Raw genomic sequence first — 15,328 nt, 5'->3', positions numbered from 1 at the left:
CCTTATGTAAATTTTATTACATTTTATTCCTAAAATACGAAGAAAAACAACTTGTAGATCAATTAAACATGTATTTTTATCTGACAAGATTGCCTAAAGCGGAAGACAAATCCTTGATGAGATCCTTAGAATCCTCCAAACCCACACTTAATCGGAGCAACCCTTGCGTTATTCCTAGCTGCTGTCTCCGATCAGCCGACAGTCGCTGATGGGTAGTAGTCGCAGGATGGGTTATAATTGATTTTGCATCCCCTAAATTATTAGAAATAAGCACTATCTCTAGCGAATTCATTAAAGAGAAGGCTGCCTCTTTGCCACCTAGCAACTCGAAAGCAATTACTGTCCCACCCTTTTCCATTTGCTCCCTACATAAATCGTATTGAGGGTGCGTTTCCAAACCGGGGTATCTTACAGAAGAAATGCTTTCGTGACCAATTAAAGATTTTGCTATCTCCAAAGCGGAGTCGGATTGGGCTTGCACCCTTAAATCCAATGTTTCTAATCCTTTAAGTAACACCCAGCCTGTAAATGGACTCATTGAGCCACCAGTGTGCTTCATAAATGGCTCAACTGTATTTCGGATATAATCTTCCGACCCTAAGATGACACCCCCGAGAGTACGTCCCTGGCCATCAATGTGTTTGGTAGCAGAATAAACCACAACGTCTGCACCTAAAGATAAAGCATTCGAAAAAATTGGAGTTGTAAAAACGTTATCTACAACTGTTAAAGCATCCACAGATTTAGCAATATCCGCTACTGCTTTAATATCAATTACTTCAAGCGTCGGATTTGATATACTTTCAAAAAAAACAACCTTTGTTTCCTGCGAAATCGATTTTTTCCACTGATTAATATCCGTGCCATCAACAAATGTCACCCTCACGCCAAAACTTGGTAAAATATTTTCCAAAATGTATAAACATGATCCAAAAAGAGCCCTTGCTGCCACAACGTGGTCACCTGCAGAAAGCATAGACATTAATGCTCCATTCACTGCGGCCATTCCAGATGCAGTCGCAAAAGCTGCCTCAGCCCCTTCTATTGCAGCAATTTTATCTTCGAACATTGCAATAGTGGGATTACCGTACCTAGTATAAATAAAATCATCGTTTGGTACATCTGATGCAAATCTTTTTTCAGCGTCCTCAGCAGTTTCATAAACAAAGCTTTGGGTTAAAAAAATTGCTTCACTGACTTCATTGAATTGGCTACGTCGATTTCCAGAATGGACAAGATTGGTTCTTTTATTCCAAGTAGTTTTCATAATTTACTCTGTTTAAAAAATAAAAGCCTCAATTCGCGGCCAAGCGAAAGAAAGCGCTTCCATCCTGACCTTTTAGCGGTTTTTTTGTGTGTGGCCCGCAATCTGGTTACAAATCGCCACAGTGATCACGTAACGTTATGCAGGCTCGCAGTCAATAACTGAAGCGCAAGATAAAATTTCCAAAAACATTTACTGACGAGCTAATCCTTAAAATTGCCATAGGTTTTGAATACTGAATATTGGGAAATAAAAAATGCGAACATGGCAACTGTTAGACCAAATGTTTTAAAATATACCCACACTTCTGTGGATTGAGTGCGCCAAACAAATTCATTTAGAGCTGCTAAAAAAAGAAAAAAGTACGCCATCCTGCGCGTTAAAATCATCCAACCATCGTAGGAAAGTGGTAGCGCTTTCCCCAGAAGGGCTTCTAGATAAGAGGTTTTTCGAAAAACGCCTACCAGTAAAATAATTGAAAAAAGAGAATAAATAAGGGTAGGTTTTATCTTCAAAAAGCGTTCATCGTTGAAGAATATTGTCATACCCCCAAAAACTACGACTAGCACAAGCGTCAATAATTGAACACGCGACACTTCTTTCAAAACAATCCAACTAATAGCGGTAGTAAATACCACAAGTGGAACGAACGCTAATGTTGCTAAAACAAAGCCACTCAAATCGCGCCCGAATAATACAACTACGTCATCCTTAAAAAGGATAAAAACAATAAAAAATACGGCGATCGGAATATACTCTAAAAGGTTTTTCAGGAGTGTATTCTCATTTTCTTCTGACATATTAAGCTCCCCACTCAACAATTACCGCACCAATCACAATCAATAAAATCAGCGTTATTCTTCTTGGGCCCACAGTTTCCTTTAAAAAAAGCCAGCCAATTATTGCTGCGAAAACGATAGACGTTTCACGTAGTACAGCCGCCTCACCCACTTTGTCTAGCCTTGTTGCAAGCATGATTGATCCAAAACTAAAAAAAGCAATCAAACCACCAATTATTCCTCTTGGTATCAAACTTTTTAGCTCGCTGTATCTAATAGCTTCTTTGGATTTCCAACATGCTATTAAGGGCATTGCAATTCCATCAATTAAGAAAAACCATGCAAGAAAAGTAAATGGATTGGCAGTAGCTCGAATGCCATAGGCATCATATGTGGTATACAAGGCTACTAAGACACCAGTTATACATGCAAAAATTAAAGCAGTAGCTAATGTTTCTCTACCCTTTGATAAAAATCTTAAATTATAAATGGCCAAGCCCAGTATACCGAACAGCAGAATAACAACGCCAAACCATTGTATGTGATTGAAACTTTCCGAAAATACAAAGTAGGCCACAATAACTGTAAGCAATGGTCCAATGCCCCTAACAATCGGATAAACTACAGTGAATGCCCCTCGAGAGTAAGCCATTGCTTGCATAACTTTGTATGCAGTATGGATAATAAAAGCTCCTAAAAATATTGGCCACATGTAATATTCTGGCCACGGAACAATAAATAACGCGAAAGGCAATGCCATTAATCCATAGGATAGGTCAATGGCAGCTCTCATGAGCCAAGGATTAAATTTACCTTTTTGTAAAGCACCAAAAATAGCATGCAAAAAAGCTGCCTTTATAGCCAAAAATAATGCTAAGTTACTTCCGTGCTGAGTATTTTCAGCCTGCAACAACCACTCAACCATTATAAATTCGTTACAGCAATCATAAAGCAATGCTCATAAAAAAATATTTTGCATTCTATTAGTAATCAATTCCAAGCAACGCACTTGCGAATTCTTTTGGATCAAAGGGAGATAAATCGTCAAGTTGCTCTCCCACCCCAATAGCGTGGATTGGAAGTGCAAATTGATCAGCTAGAGCAACTAAAACGCCCCCTTTGGCAGTACCGTCCAACTTAGTCATGACTAATCCTGTAATATCTACCAGCTCTTTAAAAATTTTAACTTGGCTTAGCGCGTTCTGGCCAGTTGTTGCATCAAGCACCAACAAGGTATTATGGGGAGCTGATATTTCTTTTTTCTTTAATACTCTCACAATCTTTGCCAATTCTTCCATTAGATCTGTGCGATTCTGTAATCTCCCAGCAGTATCGATCATAAGAATGTCAGAGCCTTCTTCTTGCGCCTTTGACAGAGAGTCATAGGCAAGCGAAGCTGGATCCGATCCCTCGGGCGCTGCTAAAACTGGTACGTCTGCTCGTTCACCCCATATTTGGAGCTGTTCAACGGCGGCTGCCCTGAATGTATCTCCTGCTGCAATTATGACAGACTTATCCACAGCTTTAAGTTGGCTCGCAATCTTGCCGATTGTTGTTGTTTTACCAGCCCCATTAACTCCCACTACTAAAATCACTTGAGGCTTTTGCGCGAAGATAGGTAGGGGTTTTGCAACTGGCTCCATTATTCTTTCTACTTCTTTTGCCAATAAAAGTTTAATTTCATCCACTGACAAACGTTTACCCATATTGCCTTGAGCCATATTGGAAACAACCCGTAGAGCTGTTTCAACGCCAATATCTGCTGAAATTAGCAATTCCTCTAATTGATCTATCATCTCATTGTCTAAAGCACGCTTTGAGGAAATAGCGTTTTTTCGGCCGCGTTTAAAAATTTTACCAATAATACCAGTCGGCTCTGGCTCTGGCTCTGGCTCTGGCTCTGGCTCTGGCTCTGGCTCTGGCTCTGGCTCTGGCTCTGGCTCTGGCTCTGGAGGCAATTCTTCTGACACATTTATATTGTCAATACTGCCTTTCAAAACCTGGACTTCTTCTTGACCCTGATTAATGGGCACATCTTCTGCCGCTTCTTGAACAATGGCTTCCAACCCCTCGTCAATTTTTGACGACGACTTAAATAACCTATCTTTCAATTTCTTAAAAAAAGACATTATGCCTCCCAAAGCGACTCTGGCCCAATTTTCTATCTATTAAATTAATAATACAGCTTAAAGTTTCATGGGTGATTTTTTTTGATATCTTCATTGACCAAAAAATTCCATATTTCGCTAAAAGAGGCTACCCTGCTTAGGCACTCTACCTTTAGCGTCGGATTTGTTGTTTTGCTTGGCAACCGGTTTTTTTGTAATAGCGGTTTTGTTGGAGATACAAACTCCAATTCTCCCATCTTTGAATTCTACTTCAAGCTCAACATTTTCAATGACCTCTGAAACAGAAGTCACGACTGATCCATCCGCTCTGATTACCGAGTAACCACGATTTAAAGTTTCTTTATAACCAAGTGTTTCTCTTAGCCGATCCAGGTTATTTAAATTTGCTAGTCTTTGCACTATGATATTGGATCCTAAGTTTAAAACACGTTGGGTTAACCGGTTTAAATTAAGTTCCTTTCTTTTAATCTCTCGATGCAAATCATTGGCTCGCAAATCACTCAGTTTTAGCTGAAGCTTGATAGATTTTGTTTCTAAATTTTTCTTGAAACCAGCCCTTAATGATTGAAAATAATTTGTCTTTTTTTCATACTGCGCCTTTACCACTTGCTTCAGAAACCGTGGCTGTAGACCTGCAAACACCCTCGCGCTCTGCAATTTGTTACGCTGAAGTAGACTTATGAGACCCCTGGGCAATCTTTCAGATGTAACATCCAATCTTTGACTTTGTAACGCACAAAGTTCTTCACTTCTCGGCATCAACCTTGAAATATCAACCAATCTCTGCTCAGAAATTAATAGCTTTTGCTTGAGTTGCTGCCATTGTCTATTTACGATCTTATCTAAAGCTTTGGATATCTCACTTAAAACCGGAACTGCAATTTCTGCGGCAGCGGTTGGTGTGGGCGCCCTTACATCGGAAACAAGGTCAATTAAAGTGGTGTCGGTCTCATGTCCTATTGCAGAAATCACAGGTATGTCCGATGCAGCAACAGCACGCAATACAATTTCTTCATTGAAGCCCCATAAATCTTCCAATGATCCACCTCCCCGAGCCACAATTAGTAGATCTGGTTTCTTAATTTCATCAAATTCTGTCAATCTGTTGAAGCCATCAATAGCCCTGGACACCTCCAGCGCACACCTATCGCCTTGAACAGAAACGGGCCAAACTAAAACCTCTCTCGGAAAACGGTCTTTCAGCCGATGCAGTATATCCCTTATCACCGCCCCGGATGAGGACGTTATGACGCCAATAACATCCGGCAAATAGGGTAAAGGCTTTTTCCTTGACACATCGAACATGCCTTCCTGCTTAAGCTTTTCTTTACGCTTTTCGAGCAAAGCCATCAATGCACCCTCACCCGCGGGCATGATCTGATCTACGATCAGTTGATATTTAGATTGAGCCCCGAAAGTGGTTAACTTTCCCGATGCAACAACTTCTAAACCCTCCTCTGGCATTGCTGGAAGATTTCGGACATTTCCCTTCCAAATAACTGCCGCTAAAACTGACCTTTCATCCTTAAGATCCAAATAGATATGACCAGATCGGGGATTTGAAACTCGACCAATTTCACCTCGAATTCGAACGTATTCAAACTCACTTTCAATAAGCCCCTTAACAACGCCCGAAATTTCACTCACGCTATATTCAGGTTGGTTATCGCCCACTAGATTATTCTCTATTACTTCAGACATTTACCGCCCTTGCTTTCTAATTAATGCAAGCATAAAACGCTGATAGATGGAGTCCAAGGGGTCTTGAAACATGAATATCCTTATACTTGGCAGTGGTGCTCGAGAACACTCTATAGCTTGGGCTGTCAAACAAAATCCAAAATGTAGTAGATTACTTGTGGCCCCTGGAAATGCCGGGATAGCAGATATTGCTGAAATTTCAAAGACCAACATTGAAAATTGCGACGAAGTAGTAGCTTTAGCAAGACGCGAGAAGATAGATTTTGTTATAATCGGCCCAGAAGCACCTCTGGCTGCCGGCGTTTCAGATGCACTTAAACATAATGGTTTCCTTGTCTTTGGCCCAACCCAAGCAGCCGCTAATTTAGAAGTTTCAAAGAGCTTTATGAAAGAAATATGCACGTCTGCGAATATACCAACTGCAAAATACGCAAAGTTCAATGAACTGGGATCTGCAAAAGAATATGTAGAAGAACAGGGTGCTCCAATAGTAATAAAAGCTGATGGTCTCGCTGCCGGGAAAGGCGTTACTGTCGCAATGGATTTGCCAACTGCTTATCAAGCATTAGAAGATATATTTAATTCTGGTAATCAGAATCTAGAACCGAAAGTTGTTATTGAAGAGTTTATGGAGGGTGAGGAGGTATCGTTTTTTGTACTTTGTAATGGGCAAAAACTACTACCGATTGGAACAGCTCAAGACCATAAGCGCGTAGGCAATGGTGATACGGGACCAAATACAGGTGGAATGGGTGCTTACTCACCAGCACCTGTTTTAACAGGAAAGATTGAAGACACCGTAATTGAGGAAATCATTAAACCAACTTTGCGTGAAATGGAGAGACGAGGCGAGCCATATCAAGGGGTGCTTTATGCAGGATTAATGATTAAAGATGAGAAGGCACGTTTGGTAGAGTATAACGCAAGATTTGGTGATCCAGAATGTCAACCTTTAATGATGAGATTAGGCGCGCAAGTCCTGGATTTACTTATAGCAACAAGCAACGGCGACTTAGATGAGTGCCAGATAAGTTGGGCCGACGATCATGCTCTTTGCGTAGTTATGGCATCTATTGGATATCCAGGCAAAATTAAAAAAGGATCTATTATAAAGGGTGTTAAAAACTTGTCTAGCTCCTCGTCCCAAATGTGCTTTCATGCAGGAACTACGAAAGAAGCCAATAATTTGGTAGCAAACAGTGGACGAGTTCTGAGCTTTACAGCAAGGGGGGGAACTTTGGCGGAAGCGCAATCAGTTGCTTATGAGATGGCCAAATCGATTGATTGGAAAGAAGGCTTCTATCGGACTGATATTGGGTGGAGAGCTTTATTGTAATGTCACCATTTAACACAGAATTATATTTGCTTTTCTGGCATTTGAACGACCAAACCATCCAATGCATCTGTGACTTTGAGCTGACAAGTTAACCTAGATCTTACCGGATCCGGCTCATAAGCAAAATCGAGCATGTCTTCTTCCATGGGTTCGCGCGCTGGTAGTTTTTCAACCCAATCACGGTGAACGTAAACATGACAGGTTGAGCATGCACACGCACCTCCACAGTCAGCATCAATACCAGGTATATTATTATCCCTAGCTCCCTCCATTACTGTAAGACCGGTAGAGACTTCTACTACATGTTCACTGCCGCCATGCTCAACATATGTAATCTTAGGCATTTGTCACTCTCTTCGCTTAAATAAATTTTTATAAGCGACTACTTAACCTTCAAAAAGGAAATTTGCGACCCCTGATTTTATATCTTGCGACAAAATAACAATGTTCTATATTTGTTCTATGTCTTACGAAGAGCTTTATAACTGGCCTAAACCCCCTAGTGCGTGTCCCGCAAATATGCTTAAAAAGGCAGCCCATTTGACTCCAATTTGTGTCGCAGGTTTGGTAATTTTACGCCAAAGACCAGGCACGGCAAAGGGAGTTATCTTCCTTACTTTAGAGGATGAAACAGGTTACGCAAATATAATAATTTGGCGCAAGGTATATGAAAAAAATAGACGTGCTATAATATCAGGAAGACTGTTACGAATTACTGGTAAACTCCAACATGAAGGAGACACAACCCACGTAGTAGCTGAAAAAATTGAAGATATTTCGGACCTTTTGGACAAATTAATTTTCTCTAAAAGCCAATAAAAGATTAAATTAGTTTAATCATCTATAGGTAACACTACAAACCTTGGCTGCCCATCTCGGCGAACTAGCAACAATACAGATTCTCGACCAGCTTTCTTCGCTTCGTCAATTCGAGTAAGAAAATCACCCAAAGTGGAAACTGCTTTTTGACCAGCATCGCTAATTATGTCGCCAGGCCTAATACCCTTGTCAAATGCAACACTCTCTTCTCCCACTTCCATCACTATTAGACCTGAGCTTTCAGATGGAAGATCCATCTCTTGCCTTTGAACATCCGTAATCTCTATTAAAGACATTCCCAATATGGTTTGCGGCTCTTCTTTCTTTGGTACTATTTCTTGCCGTTGGGCTAATGCGTCAGGATCAGGCCTCTGCCCTAGTGTGATCGATAAGGTCTGCTCGCTACCCTCTCTTACAATAATAGCATTAACTGTTTTGCCAACTGCTGTTTTACCCACAAGTCTTACAAGTTCTCCCGAACTTCCTACATCTTGCCCGTCGAAAGATATAATTATATCCATGCTTTTCAGTCCAGCATCCAAAGCAGGACCATCAAAAACGTCTAAAACTATTGCACCCGAGGTATCTGACAAGCCAAGAGCCTCTGCCATATCATCAGTAACATTTCCAATGTTAACACCTAACCAGCCTCGCCGAACTTCTCCAAATTCTCGCAGTTGATCTACTACTGGAGCGACCACATTGGATGACATTGAAAAACCTATGCCTATCGAACCCCCATTTGGCGACAAAATAGCTGTATTTACACCAACAACTTCACCGTCCATATTGAATAGAGGCCCTCCAGAGTTACCCCGGTTTATCGCTGCATCGGTTTGTATGTAATCATCATAGGCACCAGAAAGTTCTCTATTTCTGGCTGAGATTATTCCTACAGATACTGAGAAACCCTGGCCTAGTGGGTTTCCCACAGCCATTACCCAATCTCCTACCTTAGAAATATCGCTATTACCGAATTGCACGAAGGGTAGATCTACATCGTGCTCAACTTTAAGCAGCGCTATATCAATATTCTTATCTACACCGACAACCTTTGCCTCAAGCTCTATACCATCTCTAAATTCTATGCGTATCTCGTCAGCGTCTTCAATCACGTGGTTGTTCGTTATTACGTACCCGTCATTAGAAATAACAAACCCTGATCCCAAAGCTGAAGAGTTTCTTGGAGCTCCATTGCCCCCGTTACGATCCTGAAAATCACGGAAAAGATCTTCAAATGGACTACCCTCCGGCACTATCCCTTGTGGACCAACTGGAGCCGTAACCGTTGTAGATGTAGTGATGTTTACCACAGCAGGACTGACTTTCTCGACCAGTGGTGCGAGGCTTTCTGGGGCAGCTTTTATTATACTTGCAGTTAGTTGAATAATCAAAAAACAAGAAACCAAAAAAAGTATCCTAGCTTGGCTTCTTACTTCTACTGTTCTGCCGCGCACGAGAAATTGCGATTTATAAAGCATATTGTCGATCCGAAGTTTTTTTAAAGTTGAACTGAATGAGACGTATTTATGTTTTTATACAGATAGGGTGGCAATCATATTACGACAATAGCTCGGTATAAAAATTGAATAGCTTTTACAATCATTAGCTTAGAAATTTTACTACGCACAAAATCGATGTGCCTGCTAATGCCATTGAGGCCCCTAGCATTCTCCTCTGCTGAATTGACGTTTTAGCTACTATTTTTACAACGCTTTCTACTAAGGAGGGCGCAGCTAAATAAACTATACCCTCCAACAAAAAAAGCAATCCTACTCCCCAAAAAAGAGTCGTTATCATTGCAGACCAATATCTGACTTGAGGTAATCAAAAAATTCAGAATCAGGTGAAATCACCATGGTAGAGTTCTTTCCTTGAAGAGCATTTTTGTATGCTGTCAAAGACCGGTAAAATTCAAAAAACTCTGGATCTTCTCCAAATGCATTTGCAAAAATAGCATTACGTTCTGCATCCGCTTCACCACGAATAATTTCACCATCGCGACGAGCATCCGATACTATCTCAACTTCGGTTCTGTCAGCTAACGCTCTAACTCGTTGAGCAGCTTCGTTGCCTCTGGCTATTTCGTCAGCTGCTTCACGTTCTCTCTCTGCTCTCATCCGGGCAAAGGTAGCATCTAGGTTTGCTCTGGGAAGATCAGTCCGTTTAAGCCGCACGTCAATTACCTCAATACCAATGGCACGGCCCTTGACAATAGCTCCACTTAAAATGCGCTCCATCAATAAAGCGCGATCTGAACTTAAAATATCATTAGATGAGACTGAACCAAGGACTTCCCTTAACTCATTCCGTAAAATACCATCTAATCTACCTTCCGCAGCTAACTCTCCACCTGTACCAACTGCTTCTCTAAATTGATTAACATCTGATATACGGTATCGCGTAAATGCATCAACAACCAAACGGCGATCATCCAGAGGGGTAACTTCAAGAGGGTCTATTACACTACTGAGTATTCTGTCTTCATAGTACACCACATTTTGGATGAAAGGTACTTTGAAAGATAGCCCAGGCTCCTCGTTTATGGCAACTACCCTACCAAACTGTAAAACTAACGCTTTGTTTCTTTCGTCAACTATAAAAACTGATGAGAGAGCTAAAACTAGAATCACAACTAAAGCGGGGATTAAATATGAAATTCTACGCATTACTTATTCTCCCTGCGCAAATCGTTTAACGGCAAGTATGGAACAACGCCTTGGCCACCACCACTTTCGTCAATTATTACTTTCTCAACGTCAGAAAAAACCTGCTCCATTGTTTCTATATATAACCGTTTTCTAGTAACTTCGGGTGCTTTTTTGTATTCTCGAAGGACAGCAGTAAACCTGCTAGCCTCACCAGTCGCTCCATTTACTACCTGAGCCCTGTAACCTTCTGCCTGTTCTAAGGTTTGGGCTGCCTCACCCCGAGCCTGGGCAAGCACCCTGTTTGCGTACGCATCCGCCTGCTTTTCAAGTCGATCTCGCTCCTGCTCAGCAGCTTGAACCTCTCTAAACGCATCAATTACCTGCTCGGGAGGATCCGCTCTGTCGAAGTTAACACGCACTACGTTGATACCACTGTCATAACGATCCAGGGTAAGTTGTATAAGTTCTTGCAACCTTGAGGCGATAGAACCACGATCTCGGTTTAGGATCGGAGCTAGCTCGGATTGAGCTATAATTTCACGCATTGCAGACTCTGCTACCGCACGGATTGTAATCTGCGGATCCCTCAAATTGAAGAGATACTCGGCGGGATCCCGAATATTCCAAACAACTTCGAAGTCTATATCAACAATATTTTCGTCCCCAGTAAGCATAAGGCCTGCATCTGATCCACGACCACCAACACCAATTTGCTCGTTCTGTTCGCGAGTGACCGGCAAGACCTCTTTAGTTACTAATGGCCAAGGCGCAAAGTTCAAACCAGGATTTCCAATCGATGAAAATTTTCCTAGAAACAACTCTACCGATTTTTCTTCAGGTTTAACTGTATAAAAACTTGCAAATGCCCATAGACCCGCAATTAGTAAAAAAATTAGTACAAAGCTATTGCGGCCCATACCCCCGTCACCAGAATTACCCGAGCCACGGCCACCTCTTTTCGAACCTCCGCCCATGAGCACACGTAGTTGTTCTTGGCCCTTTTTAAGCATATCATCAATTTCTGGAGGAATTTGCCCCTGATTGCTATTTTTAGGAGGCCTTCCACCGTCATTGCCATTGCTGGGACGCTTCGGTCCTCCAGATCCACCGCCCCAAGGGCCGCCAGAATTACCCGCCATTAATTTTTCCTTTTTGTTAGCGTGTGCTTTTTAGTATAACTGGGAATTAATCTGTAAATTTCAACTACTCCGTATTGGTTTTTGCATAGTAACTATCTCTTCCGAAAGCGTTGGATGGACGGGCAAAGTGTTATCAAAGTCCTTTTTCGTTGCCCCTATACTTAGTGCAATTGCTGCCATTTGGATCATCTCACCCGCGCCAGGTGCGACGATATGCACCCCTAAAACCTTATCTGTTTTTTTACACACTACCAACTTGATGAAAGATTTATCCTCATTATCAGCAAACCCAGTCTTCATTGGTTTAAAATATGTTGTAAATATATCAACTGGGCCTCGTTCAACAGCTAATTCCTCACTTAAACCAACCGTGCCCATTTCTGGTTTTGTAAATATTGCTGTAGGAATACAATTATAATCTAAAAAAGTTGGATTTTTATGAAAAACAGTTTCAACAAAAGCCATAGCCTCTTTGATTGCAACAGGCGTAAGCTGTTTTCGGTTAGTGAGGTCACCAATTGCGTAAATAGAACCGATTGAAGACCTGGAGTATTTATCAACCAAAACCTCATCATTTATACCGAATTTCAAGCCAGTTGATCCAATTTGCAGTCCCTTTGAATTGGGAGTGCGGCCTGTGGCAAATAAAATCTGGTCAAAATATTGATCCCGCCCAAAACTATCAGTAACATGAAAACCGTTTTTTTCTTTCTCTATTTTTAGTACATTCACACCAAATTGTAGATCTATGCCATTTGATTTCATTTGGGTGGCAACAAGAGAAGTAGCTTCAATATCAAAACCTCGGAGGATAGTATTACCTCTGCAGAACTGAGTTACGCCAGAACCAAAGCCGTTGAATATTGAAGAAAATTCACATGCAATATAGCCACCACCAACAACTAAAAGCTTTTCAGGGAGGGCACTCAACGAAAAAACCTGATCCGATGTTATTACATTATCAATTCCAGGTATATCTGGTAAGTCCGGTTTGCCTCCAGTAGCGAGCAGGATATACTCCGACGTAATTTGTGTCCCACTCTCCAACTCAATAGTATGAGCATCGACAACTTTCGCACGCTGATCAAACGTTTGAACGCCTGAATTCTTTAAAAGATTACGATATATTCCTTCCAATCTAGATACTTCAGCGTTCAGTTTTTTTGAGAAAAGATCCCAGTCGATTCTGTTCGCTTTTGGCAGCTCCCATCCATACGCTACAGCTTCCCTGAATGCAGAGGGAAAATCAGAAGAAAACACCATGAGCTTTTTAGGCACGCATCCTCGAATGACACACGTACCGCCATATCTATCCATTTCAGCCAGCCCAACGCGTTTGTCACGCAATGCGGCAGTTACTCGGGCAGCTCTAACCCCGCCTGAACCGCCACCTATAACAAACAAATCAAAATCATAGCCCATTAAATTTACTCAACCATTTTTTTGTAATGGCTTTTAAGAATCTCAACCATCACTGTCTTTCAATTCTACAGTGACCTGCTCATTTTCATCAGCCAAGACAGCACATTTACAAATATTAACGAACAAGCCATTTTCTACTACGCCTGGAATTAAATTTAAATCAGTTGAGAGATTATCTTCATCAGAAATAGAATTTAGGTGAAGGTCTAATATTAAATTACCTTCATCTGTAATAAATCTTTCGCCCTCCAACGATCGAAACACTGCTCGTGGGTCCTTATATCCGATCTCCACTAGATATCGAATAACCTGAATTTTAGTAGACTCACAGCCGTATTGTATCACTTCCAAGGGTAGTGGAAATGAACCCAATTCAGAGACTTTTTTCGATGTATCGGCAATGACAATCATTTGATCGGAAGCCATAGCGACTATTTTTTCCCTCAAATGAGCTCCTCCTCCACCCTTAATTAAATTGAAACTTGGACTGATTTCATCTGCACCATCGATGGTCACATCTAACCAACCAGCCTGATCCAACGTAATAAGTGGAATGCCCTCTCTCTCGGCAAGCTCTGCTGTTTTTTTTGAGGTAGGCACACCCTTGATCTTTAAATCCCGCTCACGTACTTTTTGACCTAAATGCTTTATAAGCCAGTAAGCAGTGCTGCCGGTACCCAAACCAACTTTCATTCCAGACTCGACAAATTCAGTAGCTTTCTCTGCGCACAAGTATTTTGCTCGCTCGTTTGGTGACAAATCAGTAAGCATTATCTTCCTCTGGCTTATTTCACAAAAAATTAAAGCAAAAATGGTTGACTGCGTTTACTCTATATTGACATTTCTTCGTCATTAACAGTCGTTTCTATTAGTAATTTGAGTTATCTAATACCCTAGAGTGCAAAGGGTAATTATTGTTAAAGCTTTTAGTAGAAATTTCGTTATACGAAGTTGGACACGAGAAAAAATATAACTTTTCTCTAAACTATTAGAAATATGGGAACTTTCTGATGTTTGTTTCAGTATTTGATATGTTTAAAATTGGGATTGGCCCATCCTCTTCTCATACCATGGGTCCAATGGTGGCGGCAAATAATTTTCTCGAATTAATGCGATCTTCACCGTTTAACTTTGCGGGCGTACGTTGTCGTTTACATGGCTCACTAGCATTTACCGGCGCAGGCCATGCGACTGATAGAGCTATCACACTAGGCCTCGAGGGGTTTACGCCAGAGAATTATGATGAAGTAAAAGCAAGTAAGGCACTTTCCAGAATCCAATCAACACATTTTTTAGAACCTGATGGACTTGGCAAGTTAAAATTTAATACATCAGAAGATTTAATTTTTGATTATGGGCCAAGACTAAACGAACATTCAAATGGATTGATTTTATACGCCATAGACCACCAGGGAGATGTAATACTGGAAGAAATATACTTTTCTATCGGTGGAGGGTTCATACTAACAAAGTCCGAATTCTCAAAGCAGTCCCAAAATGAAATTGAAACCGAAGTGCCTTATCCTTTTAAAACCGCAGCTGAAATGCTTCAAATGGCAAGGAGTTCTGGCAAATCCATAGCTGAAATGAAAAGGGATAATGAAAAAGCCATACATTCTAACGCAGTTATAAAAGACGGGCTATCCCGAATTTGGAAGACTATGGATATGTGCATAAAGCGAGGTCTCGAAAATGATGGACAGCTCCCAGGAGGGTTGAATGTAAAAAGACGGGCTAAGGGTATTTATGATGCTTTAATTTCAGAAAAGGGCAAAAATTTGACTCCCCCGCATACTACTAACGATTGGATGAGTGTTTATGCCATGGCGGTAAACGAAGAGAATGCAGCTGGCGGGCAAGTAGTAACTGCCCCGACCAATGGTGCAGCAGGTGTTGTGCCATCGGTGCTCCGATATTATTTAGACCACGTTCCAACGAGTTCACAGTCAAAGATTGAAGATTTTCTATTAACAGCGGCCGCTATTGGCGGGTTGGTCAAATTCAACGCGTCCATTAGTGGAGCCGAAGCTGGGTGTCAAGCAGAGGTAGGCTCAGCCAGTGCAATGGCTGCGGCAGGATTTTGTGCAG

General features: G+C 41.3%; 15 protein-coding genes and 1 riboswitch. Of the genes, 3 read left to right on the top strand and 12 right to left on the bottom strand.

The window, feature by feature from the left end:
• Window positions 1-76: 76 nt before the first annotated feature.
• The 5 genes from metZ to xseA form a co-directional block, all read right to left on the bottom strand.
• On the bottom strand, window positions 77-1,267 hold the full coding sequence (gene metZ / locus ACTF5Q_RS04060; protein WP_438953399.1) for an O-succinylhomoserine sulfhydrylase: 1,191 nt from the start codon (window positions 1,265-1,267) through the stop codon (window positions 77-79).
• A gap of 52 nt (window positions 1,268-1,319) precedes the next feature.
• Window positions 1,320-1,397: riboswitch (SAM riboswitch) on the bottom strand.
• A 70-nt stretch (window positions 1,398-1,467) separates the two neighbouring features.
• The gene (locus ACTF5Q_RS04055; RefSeq protein WP_438953398.1) at window positions 1,468-2,064 is read right to left on the bottom strand and encodes an inner membrane-spanning protein YciB; all 597 of its coding nucleotides are present in this window, start codon (window positions 2,062-2,064) and stop codon (window positions 1,468-1,470) included.
• A gap of 1 nt (window position 2,065) precedes the next feature.
• Window positions 2,066-2,968 (bottom strand): EamA family transporter, encoded by a 903-nt coding sequence (locus tag ACTF5Q_RS04050; RefSeq protein ID WP_438953397.1) that lies wholly within the window; start codon window positions 2,966-2,968, stop codon window positions 2,066-2,068.
• 58 nt (window positions 2,969-3,026) lie between these two features.
• Window positions 3,027-4,172 carry a signal recognition particle-docking protein FtsY gene (gene ftsY, locus ACTF5Q_RS04045; protein ID WP_438953396.1) on the bottom strand — a complete coding sequence of 382 codons (1,146 nt, stop codon included), beginning with the start codon at window positions 4,170-4,172 and terminating at the stop codon, window positions 3,027-3,029.
• A gap of 117 nt (window positions 4,173-4,289) precedes the next feature.
• On the bottom strand, window positions 4,290-5,873 hold the full coding sequence (xseA, locus tag ACTF5Q_RS04040; RefSeq protein WP_438953395.1) for an exodeoxyribonuclease VII large subunit: 1,584 nt from the start codon (window positions 5,871-5,873) through the stop codon (window positions 4,290-4,292).
• A gap of 70 nt (window positions 5,874-5,943) precedes the next feature.
• Between xseA and purD the strand changes: the two genes are divergently transcribed.
• Window positions 5,944-7,209 (top strand): phosphoribosylamine--glycine ligase, encoded by a 1,266-nt coding sequence (purD, locus tag ACTF5Q_RS04035; RefSeq protein WP_438953394.1) that lies wholly within the window; start codon window positions 5,944-5,946, stop codon window positions 7,207-7,209.
• A 20-nt stretch (window positions 7,210-7,229) separates the two neighbouring features.
• Here purD and ACTF5Q_RS04030 read toward each other — a convergent pair whose 3' ends face one another.
• On the bottom strand, window positions 7,230-7,553 hold the full coding sequence (locus ACTF5Q_RS04030) for a 2Fe-2S iron-sulfur cluster-binding protein (protein ID WP_438953393.1): 324 nt from the start codon (window positions 7,551-7,553) through the stop codon (window positions 7,230-7,232).
• A 100-nt stretch (window positions 7,554-7,653) separates the two neighbouring features.
• Between ACTF5Q_RS04030 and ACTF5Q_RS04025 the strand changes: the two genes are divergently transcribed.
• The gene (locus ACTF5Q_RS04025) at window positions 7,654-8,028 is read left to right on the top strand and encodes an OB-fold nucleic acid binding domain-containing protein (protein WP_438953392.1); all 375 of its coding nucleotides are present in this window, start codon (window positions 7,654-7,656) and stop codon (window positions 8,026-8,028) included.
• Window positions 8,029-8,042: 14 nt separating this feature from the next.
• On the opposite strand, the gene ACTF5Q_RS04020 is transcribed toward ACTF5Q_RS04025, so the two are convergent.
• The 6 genes from ACTF5Q_RS04020 to rpiA form a co-directional block, all read right to left on the bottom strand.
• Window positions 8,043-9,509, bottom strand: coding sequence for a Do family serine endopeptidase (locus ACTF5Q_RS04020; protein ID WP_438953391.1), 1,467 nt, complete (start codon window positions 9,507-9,509; stop codon window positions 8,043-8,045).
• Window positions 9,510-9,633: 124 nt separating this feature from the next.
• Window positions 9,634-9,828 (bottom strand): DUF2065 family protein, encoded by a 195-nt coding sequence (locus ACTF5Q_RS04015; protein WP_438953390.1) that lies wholly within the window; start codon window positions 9,826-9,828, stop codon window positions 9,634-9,636.
• Window positions 9,825-10,697 (bottom strand): protease modulator HflC, encoded by an 873-nt coding sequence (gene hflC / locus ACTF5Q_RS04010; protein ID WP_438953389.1) that lies wholly within the window; start codon window positions 10,695-10,697, stop codon window positions 9,825-9,827. The genes ACTF5Q_RS04015 and hflC overlap by 4 nt, the downstream gene beginning before the upstream one ends.
• Window positions 10,697-11,818 (bottom strand): FtsH protease activity modulator HflK, encoded by a 1,122-nt coding sequence (hflK, locus tag ACTF5Q_RS04005; RefSeq protein WP_438953388.1) that lies wholly within the window; start codon window positions 11,816-11,818, stop codon window positions 10,697-10,699. Before hflK ends, hflC begins: the two co-directional genes overlap by 1 nt.
• Before the next feature lie 60 nt (window positions 11,819-11,878).
• Window positions 11,879-13,240, bottom strand: coding sequence for a glutathione-disulfide reductase (gene gorA, locus ACTF5Q_RS04000; RefSeq protein ID WP_438953387.1), 1,362 nt, complete (start codon window positions 13,238-13,240; stop codon window positions 11,879-11,881).
• Between the two features lie 42 nt (window positions 13,241-13,282).
• Window positions 13,283-14,011: a ribose-5-phosphate isomerase RpiA gene (gene rpiA / locus ACTF5Q_RS03995; RefSeq protein ID WP_438953386.1), complete on the bottom strand. Its 729-nt coding sequence runs from the start codon at window positions 14,009-14,011 to the stop codon at window positions 13,283-13,285.
• Window positions 14,012-14,250: 239 nt separating this feature from the next.
• Between rpiA and ACTF5Q_RS03990 the strand changes: the two genes are divergently transcribed.
• Window positions 14,251-15,328 (top strand): L-serine ammonia-lyase (locus ACTF5Q_RS03990; RefSeq protein WP_438953385.1); only part of this gene is annotated, 1,078 nt, incomplete at its 3' end.

Origin of the sequence: Candidatus Salinivivens marinus (genome assembly GCF_965655845.1) — a bacterium.
GTDB classification, from domain to species: domain Bacteria; phylum Pseudomonadota; class Alphaproteobacteria; order Rhodobacterales; family Rhodobacteraceae; genus Salinivivens; species Salinivivens marinus.
The sequence above is the reverse complement of the archived record's forward strand: the minus strand, read 5'-3'. Positions and strand labels throughout refer to the sequence as shown.